Source organism: Gemmobacter nectariphilus DSM 15620 (genome assembly GCF_000429765.1).
GTDB lineage: Bacteria > Pseudomonadota > Alphaproteobacteria > Rhodobacterales > Rhodobacteraceae > Wagnerdoeblera > Wagnerdoeblera nectariphila.
Genome location: NZ_AUCM01000010.1, coordinates 157610 through 175480, shown reverse-complemented (window position 1 = coordinate 175480; position 17871 = coordinate 157610). Strand labels below are relative to the sequence as shown.

The 17871-nt window shown below is 66.7% G+C and carries 18 protein-coding genes and 1 tRNA gene; 7 read left to right on the top strand and 12 right to left on the bottom strand.

What is annotated here, in order from left to right; translation table 11 throughout:
• The first annotated feature begins 123 nt into the window (after nt 1-123).
• Both G481_RS23685 and G481_RS25445 read left to right on the top strand, forming a co-directional pair.
• Nucleotides 124-1059 carry a diacylglycerol/lipid kinase family protein gene (locus tag G481_RS23685; protein ID WP_051294499.1) on the top strand — a complete coding sequence of 312 codons (936 nt, stop codon included), beginning with the start codon at nt 124-126 and terminating at the stop codon, nt 1057-1059.
• The gene (locus G481_RS25445; protein WP_084450879.1) at nt 1056-1880 is read left to right on the top strand and encodes a metallophosphoesterase family protein; all 825 of its coding nucleotides are present in this window, start codon (nt 1056-1058) and stop codon (nt 1878-1880) included. Before G481_RS23685 ends, G481_RS25445 begins: the two co-directional genes overlap by 4 nt.
• On the opposite strand, the gene G481_RS0112220 is transcribed toward G481_RS25445, so the two are convergent.
• Nucleotides 1875-1950: transfer RNA gene (locus tag G481_RS0112220), tRNA-Arg, on the bottom strand. The genes G481_RS25445 and G481_RS0112220 overlap by 6 nt on opposite strands.
• Nucleotides 1951-2059: 109 nt before the next feature.
• Here G481_RS0112220 and G481_RS0112215 point away from each other — a divergent pair.
• Complete coding sequence (locus G481_RS0112215; protein ID WP_051294498.1) at nt 2060-3109, top strand: LacI family DNA-binding transcriptional regulator; 1050 nt, start codon at nt 2060-2062, stop codon at nt 3107-3109.
• Between the two features lie 352 nt (nt 3110-3461).
• On the opposite strand, the gene G481_RS0112210 is transcribed toward G481_RS0112215, so the two are convergent.
• Complete coding sequence (locus G481_RS0112210) at nt 3462-4184, bottom strand: nitroreductase family protein (protein ID WP_028030291.1); 723 nt, start codon at nt 4182-4184, stop codon at nt 3462-3464.
• A gap of 19 nt (nt 4185-4203) precedes the next feature.
• Nucleotides 4204-5169, bottom strand: a complete 966-nt coding sequence (gene pip, locus G481_RS0112205; RefSeq protein ID WP_028030290.1) for a prolyl aminopeptidase — start codon at nt 5167-5169, stop codon at nt 4204-4206.
• A 62-nt stretch (nt 5170-5231) separates the two neighbouring features.
• On the opposite strand from pip, the gene ubiG reads away from it, so the two are divergent.
• Together ubiG and pheS are read left to right on the top strand one after the other, a co-directional pair.
• Entirely contained in the window at nt 5232-5975 is a 744-nt protein-coding gene (gene ubiG / locus G481_RS0112200; protein WP_028030289.1) for a bifunctional 2-polyprenyl-6-hydroxyphenol methylase/3-demethylubiquinol 3-O-methyltransferase UbiG, read from the top strand.
• A gap of 221 nt (nt 5976-6196) precedes the next feature.
• On the top strand, nt 6197-7267 hold the full coding sequence (gene pheS / locus G481_RS0112195) for a phenylalanine--tRNA ligase subunit alpha (RefSeq protein ID WP_028030288.1): 1071 nt from the start codon (nt 6197-6199) through the stop codon (nt 7265-7267).
• 12 nt (nt 7268-7279) lie between these two features.
• Here pheS and G481_RS0112190 read toward each other — a convergent pair whose 3' ends face one another.
• From G481_RS0112190 to G481_RS0112155, 9 genes are all read right to left on the bottom strand, one after another.
• Nucleotides 7280-7771: a flavin reductase gene (locus tag G481_RS0112190; protein WP_028030287.1), complete on the bottom strand. Its 492-nt coding sequence runs from the start codon at nt 7769-7771 to the stop codon at nt 7280-7282.
• Between the two features lie 81 nt (nt 7772-7852).
• Nucleotides 7853-9193: a glutamine synthetase family protein gene (locus G481_RS0112185; protein WP_028030286.1), complete on the bottom strand. Its 1341-nt coding sequence runs from the start codon at nt 9191-9193 to the stop codon at nt 7853-7855.
• Nucleotides 9190-9861 carry a TetR/AcrR family transcriptional regulator gene (locus G481_RS23675; protein ID WP_051294497.1) on the bottom strand — a complete coding sequence of 224 codons (672 nt, stop codon included), beginning with the start codon at nt 9859-9861 and terminating at the stop codon, nt 9190-9192. Before G481_RS23675 ends, G481_RS0112185 begins: the two co-directional genes overlap by 4 nt.
• On the bottom strand, nt 9858-11135 hold the full coding sequence (locus G481_RS25155) for an alpha/beta fold hydrolase (RefSeq protein WP_051294496.1): 1278 nt from the start codon (nt 11133-11135) through the stop codon (nt 9858-9860). Before G481_RS25155 ends, G481_RS23675 begins: the two co-directional genes overlap by 4 nt.
• Nucleotides 11135-12466, bottom strand: a complete 1332-nt coding sequence (locus tag G481_RS23665) for an acyl-CoA dehydrogenase family protein (RefSeq protein WP_035025929.1) — start codon at nt 12464-12466, stop codon at nt 11135-11137. The genes G481_RS25155 and G481_RS23665 overlap by 1 nt, the downstream gene beginning before the upstream one ends.
• A gap of 15 nt (nt 12467-12481) precedes the next feature.
• The gene (locus G481_RS0112170; protein ID WP_028030285.1) at nt 12482-13531 is read right to left on the bottom strand and encodes a 2,5-dihydroxypyridine 5,6-dioxygenase NicX family protein; all 1050 of its coding nucleotides are present in this window, start codon (nt 13529-13531) and stop codon (nt 12482-12484) included.
• Nucleotides 13532-13676: 145 nt separating this feature from the next.
• On the bottom strand, nt 13677-14651 hold the full coding sequence (locus G481_RS0112165; RefSeq protein WP_154664595.1) for a diguanylate cyclase domain-containing protein: 975 nt from the start codon (nt 14649-14651) through the stop codon (nt 13677-13679).
• The gene (locus G481_RS0112160; protein ID WP_028030283.1) at nt 14652-15227 is read right to left on the bottom strand and encodes a heme NO-binding domain-containing protein; all 576 of its coding nucleotides are present in this window, start codon (nt 15225-15227) and stop codon (nt 14652-14654) included. It lies immediately after the preceding gene.
• Between the two features lie 68 nt (nt 15228-15295).
• On the bottom strand, nt 15296-16663 hold the full coding sequence (locus tag G481_RS0112155; RefSeq protein ID WP_028030282.1) for a diguanylate cyclase domain-containing protein: 1368 nt from the start codon (nt 16661-16663) through the stop codon (nt 15296-15298).
• 165 nt (nt 16664-16828) lie between these two features.
• Between G481_RS0112155 and G481_RS0112150 the strand changes: the two genes are divergently transcribed.
• Both G481_RS0112150 and G481_RS0112145 read left to right on the top strand, forming a co-directional pair.
• Entirely contained in the window at nt 16829-17107 is a 279-nt protein-coding gene (locus tag G481_RS0112150; RefSeq protein ID WP_028030281.1) for a DUF3572 domain-containing protein, read from the top strand.
• A 66-nt stretch (nt 17108-17173) separates the two neighbouring features.
• A complete protein-coding gene (locus G481_RS0112145) occupies nt 17174-17866 on the top strand; it encodes an HAD family hydrolase (protein WP_028030280.1) in 693 nt (230 codons plus the stop codon).
• The last annotated feature ends 5 nt before the right edge of the window (nt 17867-17871 follow it).

Sequence of the window (17871 nt, the reverse complement as noted above, 5' to 3'; positions counted from 1 at the left end):
ATTTGCATATTATGTGCAGCAGGTGATCTGAAAATTGCAAATCAGCTAATCCGGCGGAACCTGCTGTCGCCGCCAGGGTTGTCCACCAGACCCGGCCCCGCCCAGGAAAGGAATGCCGCCGACATGACTGTCCCGTTGCCGTTTGATCTGTCATCGGCCCGCGCCACGCTGATCGTCAATGGCCGGGCAGGGCGGCAAGACGCGGGCGGCGCCCTGGCGGGCATCCGCGCGGCGCTGGCCCCGCATCTGGGCGAGCTGGCGGTGACCCGGGTGCGCAAGGGCGGCACGATCGGCGCCGCCGCGCGGCAGGCGGTGCAAGGGGGCAGCCAGATCGTGCTGGCCTTCGGGGGGGACGGCACGCAGAACGCGGTGGCGGGCGCGCTTGCAGGCACAGGCGCGGTGATGGGCGTGCTGCCTGGCGGCACCTTCAACTATTTCGCCCGCGAGCTTGGGGTCGAGACGCTGGAAACCGCGCTGGCCGCCATCACGGGGGGCCGCGTGATCCAGCGCGATCTGGGGGCGATCAACGGGCGCATCTTTCTGAACAATGCCAGCTTCGGGCTTTACCCGCATATCTTGCGGCGGCGCGAGGACATCTATCGCCGCTGGGGGCGTAGCCGGATTGCGGCCTATTGGTCGGTGCTGATCGCGCTGCGCGATCTGCGCGCCCCGATGCATCTGTCGGTCGAGATCGGGGCGGACCGGGTCGATTTCCATACCCCGCTCGCCTTCGTGGCCCGTAGCGCCTACCAGCTGGAAACGCTGGGGCTGGACGGGGCGGATGCGGTGCGCGCGGGGCACTTCGCCCTGTTCATCGCGCGCGGCACCTCGCGGCGTGCGCTGATGTCGGCGGCGGTGCGGCTGGCCATGGGCAAGTCGGTCCGCGGCGAGGATTTCGAGCTGGTCGTGTCCGACAACTTGCTGATCGAGCCGCGCGAGGCGCGCAAGCTGGTGGCGCTGGATGGCGAAAAGGACCGGATGGACGCCCCCTTTCGGCTGCAGGTGTTGCGCGGCGGGCTGAAGGTCCTTGCCCCTGCCGGTGGGGCGGGCAGCCCATGACGCGCCTTGTCCACCTGACCGATCTGCATTTCGGCATGGAACGCGCCGATCTGGTCGCCCCGCTGGCCAGGGCAGTGCGCAGCGCTGCGCCCGATCTTGTGATCGTCACCGGCGATCTGACCCACCGGGCGCGCCCGGCACAGTTTCGGCAGGCGATGGGGTTTCTGCGCGCGCTGGACCTGCCCTTTGTTGCGGTGCCCGGAAACCATGACATGCCGCTGGTCAACCTTCCGCTGCGCCTGGTGGCGCCGTTCTGGCGCTGGCGTCGCGGTGTCGGGGCGACGGTCCCGCCGGTGGCGATGGCAGGGTCCGTGCGCATCCTGCCGGCCAATACCGCCGATCCGTTCCGCTGGCGGCGCGGTCTGCTGCGCGCTGATGACGTGCAGCGCGTCACCGCCGATCTGTCAGCCGGGGCGCTGAACGTGCTGGCCTGTCACCACCAGCTGACCGAGCCGCCCGGCTTTCAGCGCGGCGAGACGCGCGGGGCAGCGCAGGCCTTGCCCGCCTTGGCGCGGCAGGGGCTGCATGTGGTGCTGTCCGGCCATCTGCATCACTGGAACATCGGCCTCGGCATCACGCCGTGCCAGCCGCAGCCCGTGCTGATGGTGCAGACCGGCACCGCGCTTTGCGCCCGCGCAGGCGAGCGGGACCACGGCTTTGCGCTGATCGAGGCGCAGGGGGCCGACCTGAGCGTCACCCCCTGGATCGCCGGCGCGGCCGGGTTCGCCCCGCATCCGGCTCGCCGCTTCCGCCGCGCAGCCGGCGCATGGCACATGTCGGACGCCAATCCCGCAGCGCCGCAGATGTCTGAAAGCTGGTGACCCCGAATGGATTCGAACCATTGACCTGCCGCTTAGGAGGCGGCCGCTCTATCCCCTGAGCTACGGGGCCACGCGGCTTTGGTGATGCCTGCAAAATCCGCCCGATGCAACCTGTCTTGGGGCTTGGAACCGGCCGGGCATTGGCGCTAACAATCGGGAAACAGCGTGAGGAGGACGCGATGACCAAGCCACCCGGCAAGCCCGGCCCCAAGGTGTCGCCCCGCCGTCCGCTGACCCTGCGCGATGTGTCGGAACTGTCGGGCGTGTCGGAAATGACCGTCAGCCGGGTGCTGCGCAACCGCGGTGACGTGTCGGAAACCACACGCGAAAAGGTGCTGAGCGCCGCGCGCCAGATCGGCTATGTGCCGAACAAGATTGCCGGCGCCCTGGCCAGCCAGCGGGTCAACCTGGTCGGCGTCATCATTCCATCGCTGTCGAACATGGTCTTCCCCGAGGTGCTGGCCGGCATCTCGGAGGTGCTCGAGGAAACCGGGCTCCAACCCGTTGTCGGGGTTACCCACTACTCTGCCGAACGCGAAGAGGCGGTGCTTTATGAAATGCTCTCGTGGCGGCCGTCGGGCATCGTGATTGCCGGGCTGGAACATGGCGACAGCGCGCGCGCCATGTTGCAGGCGGCCGGGGTGCCGGTGGTCGAGATCATGGATACCGATGGCACGCCGGTCGATAGCGCGGTCGGCATTTCCCACCGCAAGGCCGGTCAGCGCATGGCCGAGGCCATCCTTGCGGCCGGCTATCGACGGATCGGATTTCTGGGTACCAAGATGCCCGACGATCACCGCGCCCGCAAACGGATGGAAGGGTTCGAGGCCGCGCTGTCCGAGGCCGGGCTGATGTTGGAGGATCGCGAATTCTATGCAGGCGGGTCGGCCCTGCTGAAGGGGCGCGAGATGACCGAGGCGATCCTGAGCCGATCGCCAGATCTGGATTTCCTTTATTATTCCAACGATATGATCGGGGCAGGCGGCCTGCTGTGGTGTCTGGAGCAGGGCATCGACGTGCCGGGTCGTCTGGGACTTGCCGGTTTCAACGGGGTCGAGCTGCTTCAAGGCTTGCCGCGCCGGTTGGCCACGATGGACAGCTGCCGGCGCGAAATTGGCCGCAAGGCCGCCGAGATCATCGCCGGCAAGCGCCTCGGCGGGGTGATCGGCCGCGAGATCATCGAGCTGGAACCCGTGCTGCACCCTGGAGACACGATCCGCCAGGCCTAGGGCAGTTCGCCGTTCGGTCAGCCGCCGCAATTGGCCCCGGCGTCGAATGGGTATTTGGAAAAAGGCAAACCCTGCGGGCAGAGAGGGGTGTCCGGGCCGCGTCTGCGCGCGCGATCCCGGGCTGGCGGCGCGCGCGGATCGGCCTTGCCTGCTGGCCCCGCACCGCCTGTCCTGTGCCCGGCCGCAGATCGGGTCAGGGCTTTGACTCCCGGGGTCTCTTTGCCTTTTGTCAAAATACCCCCGGGGGCTGCGCGGCCTTTCCGCAAGCGCGCGGATGACATGGGGGCAGGGCCCCCCTCGTGCGCCCTCCTCGCGACAAGCGCGCAGGCTTTGCCCAAGCCTAGGGCAGGGCTTATCCTGGCGCCGCCCCGTCGCCCGCCCCCTGCCGGAACACCGTCAGGATCTGCTCCAGCGGCTTCTTGCGCTTGGCGACCGATGGCACTGTCGCATCCGGCGCCGGATGGCCCACTGGCAGGATCATCACCGGCTTTTCCGAAGCCGGGCGCCCGCACAGATCGTTGAGGAACTTCATCGGGTTCGGCGTGTGGGTCAGGCAGACCAGCCCGGCGCGGTGCAAGGCGGCGATCAGAAAGCCGGTGGCGATGCCGACGCTTTCGGGAACGTAATAGTTCTTGTAGCGCGTGCCATCCTCGGTCACGCCATAGCGCTGGGCGAAGATCACGATCAGCCATGGTGCGGTTGTCAGATGCGGCTTGGACACGCCCGTCCCGATCGGCTCCAGCGCGGCCAGCCATTCATCGCCGGCGCCGCCATCGTAGAACGCGCGCTCCTCTTCCTCGGCGGCGTCGCGGATGCGGGCTTTCATCGCTGGATCGCCGATCAGGCAGAAATGCCAAGGCTGATGGTTCGCCCCCGACGGCGCCAGACCGGCCGCGGCGATGCACTCGGCGATCACCGCCTCGGGGACCGGATCGGCGACGAAATCGCGCACCGAATGGCGGCGGGCCAGATCGGCGCGGAACACCTGCGCGGCCGCCAGCGCCTGATCGTCGGGCAACCGCACCCGGTCGGGCAGCGGCAGAGGTTCGTATCGGACGGATCCCTTGGTGTACATGTCGCCCCCTCCCCAAGGGTCAACGCAGCGCGATGGTCGCGCGGACAAGCTCGGCCGTGATGCCGGGTTCGGACAAGGCATGGCCTGCCATCGGCACCATGTAAAGCCGCGCCATCCGCCACCCTTCGGCCAGCGCAAAGGCCGAGGCCGGCGGGCAGATCATGTCATAGCGGCCCTGCACGATGGTGGCCGGCAGATGTTCGATCCGGTGGCGGTTGGCCAGAATCCAGCCGTCCTGATCCAGAAAACCGTGGTTCTGGAAATAGTGGCATTCCAGCCGCGCAAAGGCGCGGGCGTAATCGGGCGGCGCCTCCATGCCGGCCCCTTCGGCGCTGATCGAGGCGAGCGCGTTTTCCCAGCCCGACCACAGGCGGCCGAACTGCACCTCTTCGGCCATGTTGCCGGAAAACAGTCGCTGGTGATAGGCGCCGATCAGATCGCCGCGCTCGGGCTCGGGGATGGCATGGGCAAAGCGGCGCCATTCCTCGGGAAAGAACTGCCCGGCGCCGCCGCCATAGAACCAGTCCAGCTCGGCTTGCGTCATCAGGAAGACGCCGCGCAGGATCAGATGCGCGACCCGCTCGGGGTGGGTGATCGCATAGACCAGCGAAAGCGTCGCGCCCCAGCTGCCGCCGAACAGCATCCAGCGGTCAATCCCCAGCGTGCTGCGGATCGCCTCCATGTCGCGGACCAGATCCCAGGTGGTGTTGGCCGCCACCGCCGCCGTAGGACGCGAGCGGCCGCAGCCGCGCTGGTCGAAGAGCACGATCCGATAGATCGCCGGGTCGAAGAATCGCCGCATCGCCGGGCTGCACCCCCCGCCCGGACCGCCATGCACCACGACGACCGGGCGCCCGGCCGGATTGCCGCATTGCTCGACATAGACCCGGTGCCCGTCGCCCATGTCGATCACACGCCGATCAAAGGGGTCGAGCGGCGGGTAAAGGTAATCGGCTGCGCGCCTGTGTCCGTCTGTTCTGTCCATGCCTGGCCCTGTATAGCAAGATCAGCCTGCCAAGTCGCAGCCGCCGCCGCAAGGAGGAACGCATGAGCATGACCAATACCGTCGATCCGGCCGAAGTCGCCAAATTCGAGGCGATGGCCGCCGAATGGTGGAACCCTTCGGGCAAGTTCAAGCCGCTGCACATGCTGAACCCATGTCGGCTGGATTACATCTGCACGCAGATCGCTGCCGAATTCGGGCGCGATCTGAAAGCCGCCCGCCCGTTCGAGGGGCTGCGCCTTCTGGATATCGGCTGCGGCGGGGGGCTGCTGTCCGAGCCCATGGCGCGGCTGGGCGCCGAGGTCGTGGGCGCCGATGCGGCCGAGCGCAACATTCCCGTGGCGCGCATCCACGCCGAACACTCGGGTCTGACCATCGACTATCGCCATACCACCGCCGAGGCGATGGCGGCCGCGGGCGAGCAGTTCGATGTGGTGCTGAACATGGAGGTCGTCGAACATGTGGCCGATCCGCTGGGCTATCTGACTGCCTGCCATGATCTGCTCAAGCCGGGCGGGCTGATGGTATGCTCGACGCTGAACCGTAACCTCAAAAGCTACATGATGGCGATTGTCGGCGCGGAACAGGTGATGCGCTGGCTGCCGCGCGGCACGCATGAATGGTCCAAGTTCATCACCCCCGATGAACTTTATGACCTGCTGCGCCGCGCAGGCCTTGACCCGGTGGACCGCAAGGGCATGGTGTTCAACCCGCTGGGCTGGTCCTGGTCGCTGTCGGACCGCGATCTGTCGGTGAACTATGCCACCACCAGCTTGCGCCGGGGCTAGGGCGGACAGCGATTGTGCAAGGGTGGCTCTCCACCCCCGGCATTGCGCTCCTTCACCTTGCAGAAAATACCCCACGGGGAGGTCTGGAGGGGTGTGAAACCCCTCCAGCGGTCGGCCAGAGGCGCCGGCCCCTGCGAATGTCGATCCGCCCCTGACCTGCGGTTCTGGACAAAACCGCCGTCGGCGGCTAGCAGGGGGCGTCCTTTGCGAAAGAGGCTCTGATGATCCCGCTCGACACCCTGCGCGCCCGCTATATCGACGGCATTCTTGCTGCCTCTGACGAGGCCGCGCTGGAGGAATTGCGGCTGGCCGCCCTTGGGAAAAAGGGCGAAGTGGCGCTGCTGATGCGCGAGCTGGGCAAGATGAGCCCCGAGGAACGCCAGACCACCGGCAAGGCGCTGAACGAGCTGAAGGACGAGCTGGACGCGGCCTTGCGCGCGCGCAAGGTCTCGCTGGCCGATGCCGCACTGGACGAGCGGCTGCGCGCCGAATGGCTGGATGTGACGCTGCCGGCCCGGCCGCGCCGGTTCGGCACCATCCACCCGGTCAGCCAGGTGACCGAGGAATGCACGGCGATCTTCGCCGACATGGGCTTTGCCGTCGCCGAAGGGCCGCAGATCGAGACGGACTGGTTCAATTTCGACGCGCTGAACATTGCCCCCGAACATCCGGCGCGGCAGGAACATGATACGTTCTTCATGCACCGCGCGGCAGGCGACAACCGCCCGCCCCATGTGCTGCGCACCCATACCTCGCCGGTGCAGATCCGCGCGATGCAGGCGCAGGGCGCGCCGATCCGGGTGATCGCGCCGGGCCGCGTCTACCGCATGGACATGGACCAGACCCATACGCCTATGTTCCACCAGATCGAAGGTCTGGCGATCGACCGCGACATTTCCATGGCCAACCTGAAATGGGTGCTGGAGGAATTCTTCTCGGCCTATTTCGGCACAAAGGTGAAGACCCGGTTCCGCGCTAGCCATTTCCCGTTCACCGAACCCTCGGCGGAAGTCGACATCCAGTGCAGCTGGGTCGGCGGCACGCTGAAAGTGGGCGAGGGCGATGGCTGGCTGGAAGTGCTGGGGTCCGGCATGGTCCATCCCAAGGTGCTGACGGCGGCGGGGGTCGATCCGACCCAGTGGCAGGGCTTTGCCTTTGGCATGGGGATCGACCGCATGGCGATGCTGAAATACGGCATCCCCGACCTGCGGGCCTTCTTTGAATCCGATCTGCGCTGGCTGCGGCACTATGGCTTTGCGGCGCTGGACATGCCCAGCGTGCACGCAGGCTAAGGCCGGCGCCGGTCAGCCGGCCGGGTGCAGCCACTGGCGGTTGGCATAGATCAGCGGCAGGCGCGGTGCATTCAGCCAGACCTCTTCGGCCTCGCCGATCAGAACGTGATGGCTGCCGACCAGTTCGGACTTGGTGATCTTGCAATCCCAGGCAACCAGCGCATCGGCCAGCACCGGGCAGCCGGTGGGGCCGGTGATCCATGTGCCCCCGTCAAAGCGCTCGCCCGTGCCGCGTCCGGCAAAGGCTTCGGCCAGCGCGACTTGCTCGCCCCCCAGAAGGTTAACGCAAAAGACGCCGTTTTCCAGGATCGCCGCCGCTGAGCGGCTGGCGCGGTTCAGGCAGACCAGCAGCGAGGGCTTGGGGGTATCGACCGAGACCGAGGTGACGGCCGAGGCCGTCAGTCCGGCGCGGCCACCCGGGCCGTCGGTGGTGATGACATGGACCGAGGCGGCGGCGCGGCTCATGCCGTCAAGAAATCTGGCGCGAAGATCGAGGTCGCTCATGGATCGGCTCCGTTCGGCAGGCGAGGGGCCAGCCCCTCGCGCTCCCCGGGATATTTGGGGACAGATGAAAGGGCCGCCCGGTCAGCCCAGATCGAAATAGCGCATCAGTTCCACATCGGGCACCTTGGCGCGGAACTGGTCGAACTGGCTTTCGCGGCTGGCGGCAAAGGCGTTCACGAAGGCCTCGCCCAACCAGTCGCGGGCAAAGTCCGAGGCGCGGAAGGCCGCGATCGCCTCGGGCATGGCGCGGTGGAAGTCCTGTTCCGGTGTCTGGGCATAGCCATTGCCCTTCACCTCGGCCGCAGGTTCGATTTGTTCAAGGATGCCAGCAATTCCGGCCGCCAGAGTGGCCGCGACGGTCAGATAAGGGTTGGTGTCCGACCCGGGCAGACGGTTCTCGACCCGGATGGACCCGGCATCGTGGCCCACCACGCGCAGGGCGGTGGTGCGGTTTTCATAGCCCCAGGTCAGGCCGGGCGGCGCGAAGGTGCCGGGGGCAAAGCGGCGATAGGCATTGACGGTCGGCAGGAACACCAGCGTCATCGGGCCCAGATAGGTTTGCAGCCCGCCGATGAAATGCCGGAACGTCCGCGACATGCCATGTTCGGCGTCTGGGTCGTGGAACGCCGGATTTCCGTCGGCATCCTTCAGCGACATGTGCAGGTGGATCGACTGGCTGTCAGCCTCTTCGGACCAGCGCGGCATATAGGTGATGCTGCGGCCCTGACGCATGGCCAGCGCGCGAAGGAAGGTCTTGAGCACGATCAGCTGGTCGGCCGGCTCCAGCCCTTCGCCGGCGGCGATGCACGCCTCCATGAAGCCGCCGCCGATTTCCTCGTGCATCTTGGCGATGTCGATGCGCAGGGGTTCGGCCATGGCGGCGACCGCCTCGTACCATTCGGACTGTGCGGTCTGATAGAGCACCAGATCGTGGCTTGGATGCGCCGTTGCGGTCTTCAGACCGCGATAGCCCTTGGCGCGGGCGCTTTCGGTGGTTTCGTCGAACAGGGTGTATTCCAGCTCCAGCCCGTATTTGGGGTGAAAGCCGGCCGCTGCTGCCCGCTCCAGCACCCGGCGCAGGATCGAGCGGGGGCAGATGGCCGAGGTCTCGCCGCCATAATTGGACAGGAACAGAAGGTCATGCCCCGGCTTCGCCCACGGGATCCGCCGCACGGTTGCAGGATCGACCAGCAGCGGATCGTCGTGAAAATCGGCGCTGTCGTCGGTGATGCCCGGAACGGTCAGGATCTGGTCGGTCGGGTCGAGCGTCAGCGTGACAGGCGCCATGCCCATCCCGTGGCGCAAGACCCCGGCCAGCGTGCGGCGCGAGACCATCTGGCCGCGCAGCGCGCCATTGGTATCGGCCATGGCGACGGTGGCAAAGCGGCAGCCGTTCTGCTCGATCAGCTCTTCGATGTTCATGTCGTCCCTGTGGTCGGCGGTTTGTGGGCAAGATCGGCAAGCGCCGCCAGATCGGCTTGCGGATCGTTGGAATAGGCGCGCAGGAACACCCGCAGCCCGTTTTCAAGATAGCGCCGGATCTGGGCCCGGTTCGGGACGGCATCGGGGCGGTGCAAGGCTTGGGTCCGCGGCGCCGACAGGATCAGCGCCCAGAGATCTTGCGCGGCCAGTTCGGCATCGTCGAAGGTCAGCCGCCCGGCGGCGCGCTGGCGCTCCAGCCAGGCGATCATGCCGGCCAGCAGACGGTCTGGGCCCGCGGTCTGATAGGCCGCGCCGATTTCGGGAAAGCGCGCCGCCTCGCCGATCACCAGCCGGGCCAGGCCCAGCAGGTCGGGGCGCATCACCACATCAGCATAGGCCCAGGCAAAGCGGTGCAGCTGCGCGACCATTCCGCCCGACTGGTCGGCAAAGGGTTCCAGCATCACATCGCGGGCGCTGTCCATCATGGCGGCGAACAGCGCCTCCTTGGAGCCGAAATACTGATAGAGCGTCGGCTTCGAGACCCGCGATGCTTCGGCGATCGCATCCATCGAGGCGCCCGCATAACCCGCCAGCGAGAAGACCCGAAAGGCCGCGTCCAGGATGCGGCGTTCCTTGGCGGCGCGGTTGCGGGCACGGGCGTCGCTCATGCGGTGACCCGGCGGACAAAGGCGATCAGGTGGCGGTCATAGGTGCCGGGGTTCTCGATGTTGCACAGATGGCCGGCGCGGGGGATCACCTCGAAGCGCACATCCGGGGCCGGGGCACTGTCAAGGATGCGGCCGGCGACCGTGCGGATCTCGGCTGGCGGGGCCAGACGGTCGAATTCGCCGGTCATGGCCAGCACCGGGCAGGTGATGTTCGAAAAGTCGAATTTCTCGAGCGGATTCGTAAAGCAACGCAAAGCATCGCGATAGGTTTCTGCAGGGATCGCGGCCATGGACTCCAGCAGCTCGGCCCGGATTTCGGGGCTGGCATCCGGTCCGGCCAGCACGTTGACCACGGCGGGGGCAAAATCCGCAGGGCGCTGGCCAGCGTTCAGCGGCACCTCGCGCGACAGGCGAAAGGCCTCGCGTTCCTCTGGCCCGGCCTCGGACATGCCGGTGCAGCCGCCCGAGATCACCAGCCCGGCCAGCCGATCCGAATGCCGCATCGCAAACGAGGTCGCGATCCAGGCGCCATAAGAGAGGCCCGCCAGCACGAACCTTTGCGCGCCGAAATGGTCGGCCACGCGCAGGATATCCTCAATATAGCCATCGATGGTCGAGGGGCCAAAACCCAAGCTGCTGCCGCCATAGCCGCGCAGATCCAGCGCGACGGCCCGCGCATGGGGGGCAAGCGCGGACAGCTGGCGATGCCAGTTCACCCGCCCCCCGCCGATCCCGTGCAGGAACAGCACGAGCGGCCCCTCGCCTGCGACCGACAGGGCCAGCCGGGGTGTCCCGTCCAGCACCAGATCGTTGATCGGGGCAGGCGGTGCGGCAGGGGGCGCCTGCGGGGCCTTGGCCTGGCCATGCAGGGCGGCCAGCACGTCGAGGCCGGCGCGGAACACCGCCTCGGTCCCGGCGCAGATCGCGGCCAGACGGTCGGCGCGGGCGGTGATGTCGGCGGTCCACAGGATCGACGATCCGCCCCCTTCGACCGGGGCGACGGACAGGCGGGCAACATAGCGGTCGGCGCCTTCGATCCCCGACAGGGCGGTATAGCTGAGGACATGATCGCTGTCGGATCGGTAGATCAGCCGCTCGCGGTAAACGGTATCCTCGCCCTTGACGGTGAAACGGCGGGTTTCATGCGGGCCGGGCTCGGCCTCGATCCGCTCGATAGCCGGGTGCCAGCGGCCAAGGAAATCGCCTGCCACGGCCCAGACGGCCGCCGGCTCCGCCGACGCATGGCCGATGACCTGCACACGTTCGCGCGGCATCAGCGCAGCCCGCCGCTGGTGCCACCCTCGCCCCGCCACAGCGAGGTGCGGGCCGAGTCGGTGTCGGTCTTCACATCGTCAATCTCGGACAGGTCGTAGACCGAGAGGAGGGCCAGATAATCCTCCATGATTTCAGAGGTATAGGGCAGCATCAGCGCACCGCAGCGGCTGTCGCGATACATGCGTTCCAGCGGCAGGGACTTCAGCATCGACTGCCCGCCACAGGTGCGGATCGCCAGGGCGGTGATTTCCTGCACCCCCTCCATCACCGAATATTGCGCGGCATACATCCGCATCACCTGCGCCTTGGTCGGATAGCCCTGCGCCTCGGAAAACGCCTGCGCCCAAAGCGCGCGCATCTGCGCCAGTTTCACATACATCTGCCCCACCGCATGCCGCTTGGTGCCGTAAACCCGGCGGTCGATGGGCGGCAGGCCGGTGATGCGGCCTTGCAGATAGGCCACGGTGAAATCATAGGCGCCCTGCGCCACGCCCATATAGGTGGGCGAGAGTGTCGCCATCATATGCGGCCAGTGCGGCATGGTCTTGATGAAGATGCCCTTGGGCATCAGCATGTCTTCTTCGGTGACGAAGACATCCTTGAGGATCAGATCGCGGCTGTTGGTGCCGCGCATCCCCAGCGGATCCCAGTCGCCCTTGATCGACAGGCCGGGGCTGTCCTTGGGAACGACGAAGATCATCGTATCCTCGTGGCGCGGCGCGATGCCTTCGAAGTGTTCGGTGCAGACGATGGAGTAATAGTCGCAATAGCCGGCGAGCGAGGCAAACTTCTTGAAACCGTTGATCTTCCAGCCGCCCTCGACCTTGACGCAATAGGTTTGCGCGGGCTTCGAGGTCCAGTTCGTGCCGCCTTCGGAAATCGGCTGGGAATAGATGCCCTGTTCCTTGACGGCGCGGCGAAACTGCCGCTCGCGCAGCGGGGCAAAGGCGGCCTTTTCCTCGGGCGTCAGGTTCGGCATGTCGAACATGAAGCGCGACCACATCATGGACGATTGGTGCATGTTGAAGGTCAGCGCGGTTGCCCCGCAATGCTTGCCGATCTCGGCCCCGACCATGGCATATTCGCCAAGGCTGAAGCCCATGCCGCCGAATTCCTGTGGCACCGTCAGTGTCAGCAGCCCGTGCTCGGCCAGATCGCGGTAGTTGTCCACCGGGAACGAGGCGTCGATGTCGACGGCCTCGGCCCGCGGGGCAAAGCGTTCCTGCCCCAGCCGGTTCACAAGGCGCAGCGTGTCCACCACCTCGGGGCGGATGCGGCCAAGGTCGTAGTAATCGGCGATATCGCTGGTGGGCAGCGGGAAGATGCTCATCATGGGCTCCGGGGGTCAGAGGGCGAGATCGCCTTGCAGCACGCCATCCTTCACGACGGTTTCCCCGTCGAGCGTGATGGTGCAGCGGCGCATCGGCAGGTCGAAATGGCCAAGGGTGAAGCGGTCGGCATACTGGTTTGCGCCGGTCGACCACAGGAAGTTGCCAGCCCAGGCGCGAAACTCGGTCGCCTGCATGTCACGCTTGTCGTAAAGCGCGCCCGACACCCAGCGGGCGCCGGGGTTCATGCCCCAGCCGACATGGCTCAGGCCATAGGCGTTGCGGTCGCCCCAGGCCTCGAGGTAGTCGCGGAAGAGTTCGGCATCCAGCCCGTCGCCCCGGATCTCGGTGACGAAATCGTCGCGCACCGTCATGTCGATCGGGCTGGAAAGATAGGATTTGAACGTCAGGTTCATATCGCCCACATCCATCACGATGCGGCCGTTGATCGTGCCAGGACCGGGGAAGCACAGGCACAGCCCGCCCGGCCAATGCGCAACGCCGCCCGGTTTGGTCGTAAAGCCCGGCGTGCCGCCACAGGGCGCATCGCGGATGTCGATCCGCAGGTCGGTGCCCGCGCGGCTGGTGACGCGCATCTCCGAGGCCTGGCGCAACATCTCGATCCCCAGCGCGACCCTGGGGCCAAGTTCGGCCCGCGGCTCGGTGCGTTCCAGGATCTCGGGGTGTTCGTTGCAGATCACCAGCAGGCGGGTTCCGGCCAGTTCGATTTCCGGCCATTCCTCGGCGTGGATCAGCCCTTCGACCGTGACATCGACGATCACCTCGACCCGCTTCAGCGCCTCGACCACGGCGCGGCGGTTCTGGATGGCGACACAGGTTCCGGTGGATTTGACCGGCACCGGCGCGGTTTGCGGCGGGGTCGGCAGCACGATGGTGTGGTATTCGGCCCCCAGATCATAGCAGGCCAGCCCCGCCAGCTGCATCAGCACCGGGCGCGACTGGGTTTCCGCGATGATGGCAACGGTGGTGCCGTCCTTGATCCCGTTCAGGGCCAGCACGCGGCGAAACGCCGCCAGCCACTTGCCCTCGACCACTTCCTGAAGCACGGCGATCCCCTTGGCATAAGCGCATCCGTTCCGCGCCCATCAGGGGCGGTGGCAAGGGAACGGCGATGCGACTGAAACTTTACTTTACGGTTCAGTTTTGTTTCGAATCGCCAATCTGTCAACGGAAATCTTCGAAAATGCGGTGTCAGGCCGAATGCACCGTCGCCCGCCCGCGCCCCGCATGTTTCGATCCGTAAAGCGCCTGATCGGCATCGGCCAGCATCTGTTCGGCCGAGGCATGCGGGTAGGCTGCCGACACGGTCATGCCGATGCTGGCCGAGATGGTGCAGGACTTGCCATCGAATGGAATGGGCTGCGACAGGCGGTCGATGATGCGCCGGGCGATGCTGGTCATGCGCGTCTCGTCGACGAGGCCAGGCAGCAGGATGACGAATTCATCCCCCCCGATGCGCGCCACCGTATCGTGCAGGCGCGTCTCGCCGATCAGGACGCGGGCAACCTGTTGCAGCACATGATCGCCGGCAGCATGGCCATGCGTGTCGTTCACCTGCTTGAACCAGTCGAGATCGAGATGCATCAGGCCAAAGGGCTGGCCGCTTTCAATCAGCTGGGCCAGCCGGGCATCCATGGCGCGGCGGTTGCGCAGGCCGGTCAGCGTGTCGGTCTGGGCCTGTTCCTCGGCGATCGACTTGGCCCCTTGCAGGCGGCGGTTCAGCTCGTTCAGTTCGGCCATCACCAGGGTTTTCGCCTCGATCAGATACAGAAGTTCCACTGCCAGATCGGTGGGGGCAAAGTCCCCGTCGCTCAGTCGGTGCTGGCGCACGGCTTCGGGCAAGTCGATGCCAAAGGACAGGTTCAGCAGCGCCCCGCCATCAGACAAGGCCACCGCAAGGCCGCGCAGTGCCGCACCGTTCATCGAGATGTGCAGCCGATGCGAGGTACGGCGCAGCTGTTCGACACTGGTGATGCCAGGGGGGCGGCGCAGCGTGAACATGGCCGAAAAGGGCTGTCCCACCAGCGGCGCGGGGGCGATCTTGGACAATGTGGGGCCGGCCGACGTGATCGTGCCCCGCGCATTCAGGCACAGGTGCATCGGCATCAGCCGGTTCAGGGCCGTGGGGGTCATCGAAACCAGCGCATCGGTCAATCGGCCATCCATCTAGACCTCGCCGGCCAGATCAAAGCGGCGGCCTTCGGAAAAATCGGCGGCCAGCAGGTGAATCATCAGCGTTTCAGGGCGGGCGGGCGACTGGTCCAGCAGCACCAGCGCGCCATAATCGTCAGCCATGGCGCGCAGGACGCCCATCAGCACATGGCAGAACCCGGGTTGCCCCTGACAGGTCAGTTCGTAAATGCCCGGTTGCGATTCGGCCAGCGTCAGCGCGGGCAGGCCCAGATCGGGCAGCGCCAGGCGGCCACGGTCGGGCAGTTCTTCCAGCGAATGCAGGAAATCGGTGAAGGTGACGCCGCCAAAGCGCAACAACCGCCGCAGCGGCTGACCCGTGGCTGACGATACCAGCCAGGTGCCGATGTCTTCCAGAATGGTTTCGCGGCTGCGGTCCAGCAGATCGGCGGCCGTGCGCAGGACGGATTCGGTCAGGGCATCGTCATAATGCAGCATCGCTTCGAACCCGTCGGGGTGCAGCTGCGCCGTGCGCGCGACGCGGGCCCACAGATCCTCGCCGTAGGTGTCGCGCAGAAAGCCCTGAATCGCGCGGTTCATCAGCCCGTGCATCGCCCTGTCCTTGCAATGATGGGGCAAGTCTAGGCGGCGCCCGTTAACAAAGCGCCAATGACTGCGGATCAGGCGGCGCTGCGCCCCCCCATGGCAACCTTGTCGCGCCCGTCGGCCTTGGCGGCCAGCAGCGCGCTGTCGGCGCGGGCGATCAGCATTTCCGCAGGTTCGTAGACCGTCGAGGACAGCGCCAGGCCGATCGAGACGGTCACCCCCAGCTGTCCGCCCCCCGGAAGGGTGACCGGCCGCGCCGAAATGGCCCGGCGCAGCCGCTCGGCCATGTCATGGGCCGCGCTTTCGGTCACATCGGGCAGGGCGACCAGAAATTCCTCGCCGCCCAGTCGGGCCACCAGATCGCCAGGGCGCAAGGCGGAGGTCAGGCGGTTCGCCACCTCGACCAGCGCGGCATCGCCTGCGGCATGGCCATGATGATCGTTGACCGATTTGAAGCGATCCAGATCCAGCACCATCACCGCGCAGGTCCGCCGCGTGCGCGCCGCCGTCGCGACCATGCGGCCCAGCACCGGCAGCGCATAGCGCCGGTTGTGCAGGCCCGTCAGCGGATCGGTCACGGCAAGGCGCAGGCTTTCCGCAAGCCGGGCGCGCTGACGATCGCCCAGCCGCTTGCGCGCGATCAGCGCCTGGGCGCGAACCGCAGCCTCGGCCCCGTCGAAATCGGCGCGCAGCACATCGTCGGCCCCAAGATCGAGCGCCGTCGCCGCCTCGGCAGGGCAATCGGCCGGCAGCACAAGGCAGATGGCCGCATGACAGCTTTCGGGGCGCGAGCGAAGATCGGACATCATCTGCAAGCCGCTGGCACCGCCGTCCAGCTCGGCGGCCAGAATATAGAGATCAGGGGTCGGACCCGTCCCTTCAAGCGCTGCCTCGCGCCCCATGATGACCAGACGGTCCTGCAGATGGGGGGCCAGCGCCTTGCGCCAGCGCAGCGCGGTTTCGGGCCGCGCGGACAACAGGGCGATGCAGGCGGGCTGGTCAAAGCCGGGGGCAGCCTCGGCAAAGCCCAGACCGTCGATCTGTTCCGCCTCGGCGGAAAAGCTCGCCCGGTCATGGGCCCGCATCAGGTTGCGGATGCGCGCCATCAGGACCTTGTCGTCGATCGGCTTGACGAGAAAATCGTCGGCGCCGCCCCTCAGCGCAGTGATGCGCGCGCGTTCATCGTCGGATGCGGTGAACATGATGACCGGAATGCGCGCCGTGGCCGGATCGGCCCGCAAGGCGCGGCACACCTCGATCCCGTCCATGCCGGGCATGGCATAGTCGAGCAAGATCACGTCCGGCAGCTCGCGCCGGGCAAGCTCCAGCGCTTCGGCGCCGCTGGCGGCCATGGTCGCCTCATAGCAGGCGGCGTTCAGCTTGACCTTGAGGATGATCCGGTTGGTGGGCACATCATCGACGATCAGAATCCTGCGCGTCATGGCACCATGACTCCTCTCGGTCGGGTTGGGGTTGCACGTCTGTTCCGCAAGGATCACCTTCTGCCACAATGGTTAACAAATCGTTTCCGATTGCATGGCCCGGGTGTCACGACCATATGAGGAAGGGCATATGAGGGCGGAAATCCGCCGAGCGGGGAGAGGCAGATGAACAGGGATCGTGCCGAGATCGTGGGATTGCAGGCGCTGGCGCATATGGCGGCGCATGACGATCTGATCGGGGCCTTTCTGGGGGCGACCGGGGCAAGCCTGTCCGACCTGCGCGAGCGGGCGGCCGATCCTGCCTTTCTGGGGGCCGTGCTGGAGTTCCTGTTGCAGGACGACCGCTGGGTTCTGGGTTTTGCCGAGGCAGCAGGGCTTGCGCCGACCGAACCGGCCGAGGCGCGGGCCGCGCTGCCAGGTGGACAAAGCTGGCACTGGACCTGACCTCTTGCAGCAGGGGCGCGGGAACGGCAGGGTAATGTGCGGCCGGCAGAAACGGGCGGGGGAACCATGATCGACGGCATCATCTTTGACAAGGACGGCACGCTGTTCGACTTTCGCGCCACTTGGGCCGAATGGTCGGCCCGGCTGTTGACAGAACTCAGCAACGGCGACCTTGACCATGCCGACCGCCTTGCCGGGGCAATCGGCTTTGACCTGACCAGACGGGATTTCGCGGCCGACAGCCCGGTGATTGCAGGCACGCCCGTGGAAATCGCCTCCTTGCTGATCTCGCATCTGCCCGGGCACCGGCACGAGACGCTGGTTGCCCGGATGAACCTGCTGGCCGCCGAAGTGCCGCTGGTCGAGGCCGTCCCGCTGCGCCCGCTGCTGATTGATCTGCGCGCGCGGGGGCTCAAGATCGGTCTGGTGACCAATGACGCCGAGGCCCCGGCGCGGGCCCATCTGGAACGGTCAGCGGTGACCGATCTGTTCGATTTCATTGCCGGATGCGATTCAGGGCATGGTGCCAAGCCTGCGCCGGGCCAGTTGCTGGCCTTTTGTCAGCACACCGGGGTGAGCCCGGGACGCGTTGCGATGGTGGGCGACAGCCTGCACGACCTGCACGCTGGCCACAGGGCCGGGATGCGGCGGGTCGGCGTGCTGACGGGCATTGCACTGCTGCCGGAACTGGAACCCCATGCCGATGCGGTCCTGGCCAATATCGGCGGCTTGCCGGATTGGCTGGACGCGCAGGTCTGACGCGG

Excerpts from the sequence above, each read along its gene's own strand:
- G481_RS23685 (WP_051294499.1), top strand. The coding sequence starts at position 124 with ATGACTGTCCCGTTGCCGTTTGATCTGTCATCGGCCCGCGCCACGCTG.
- G481_RS0112145 (WP_028030280.1), top strand. The coding sequence starts at position 17,174 with ATGATCGACGGCATCATCTTTGACAAGGACGGCACGCTGTTCGACTTT.
- G481_RS25155 (WP_051294496.1), bottom strand. The coding sequence starts at position 11,135 with ATGCCGCGCGAACGTGTGCAGGTCATCGGCCATGCGTCGGCGGAGCCG.
- G481_RS25445 (WP_084450879.1), top strand. The coding sequence starts at position 1,056 with ATGACGCGCCTTGTCCACCTGACCGATCTGCATTTCGGCATGGAACGC.
- G481_RS0112150 (WP_028030281.1), top strand. The coding sequence starts at position 16,829 with ATGAACAGGGATCGTGCCGAGATCGTGGGATTGCAGGCGCTGGCGCAT.
- pheS (WP_028030288.1), top strand. The coding sequence starts at position 6,197 with ATGATCCCGCTCGACACCCTGCGCGCCCGCTATATCGACGGCATTCTT.
- G481_RS0112190 (WP_028030287.1), bottom strand. The coding sequence starts at position 7,771 with ATGAGCGACCTCGATCTTCGCGCCAGATTTCTTGACGGCATGAGCCGC.
- G481_RS23665 (WP_035025929.1), bottom strand. The coding sequence starts at position 12,466 with ATGAGCATCTTCCCGCTGCCCACCAGCGATATCGCCGATTACTACGAC.
- G481_RS0112185 (WP_028030286.1), bottom strand. The coding sequence starts at position 9,193 with ATGAACATCGAAGAGCTGATCGAGCAGAACGGCTGCCGCTTTGCCACC.
- G481_RS0112215 (WP_051294498.1), top strand. The coding sequence starts at position 2,060 with ATGACCAAGCCACCCGGCAAGCCCGGCCCCAAGGTGTCGCCCCGCCGT.
- G481_RS0112155 (WP_028030282.1), bottom strand. The coding sequence starts at position 16,663 with ATGACGCGCAGGATTCTGATCGTCGATGATGTGCCCACCAACCGGATC.
- pip (WP_028030290.1), bottom strand. The coding sequence starts at position 5,169 with ATGGACAGAACAGACGGACACAGGCGCGCAGCCGATTACCTTTACCCG.
- G481_RS0112165 (WP_154664595.1), bottom strand. The coding sequence starts at position 14,651 with ATGGATGGCCGATTGACCGATGCGCTGGTTTCGATGACCCCCACGGCC.
- G481_RS0112160 (WP_028030283.1), bottom strand. The coding sequence starts at position 15,227 with ATGCACGGGCTGATGAACCGCGCGATTCAGGGCTTTCTGCGCGACACC.
- ubiG (WP_028030289.1), top strand. The coding sequence starts at position 5,232 with ATGAGCATGACCAATACCGTCGATCCGGCCGAAGTCGCCAAATTCGAG.
- G481_RS23675 (WP_051294497.1), bottom strand. The coding sequence starts at position 9,861 with ATGAGCGACGCCCGTGCCCGCAACCGCGCCGCCAAGGAACGCCGCATC.
- G481_RS0112210 (WP_028030291.1), bottom strand. The coding sequence starts at position 4,184 with ATGTACACCAAGGGATCCGTCCGATACGAACCTCTGCCGCTGCCCGAC.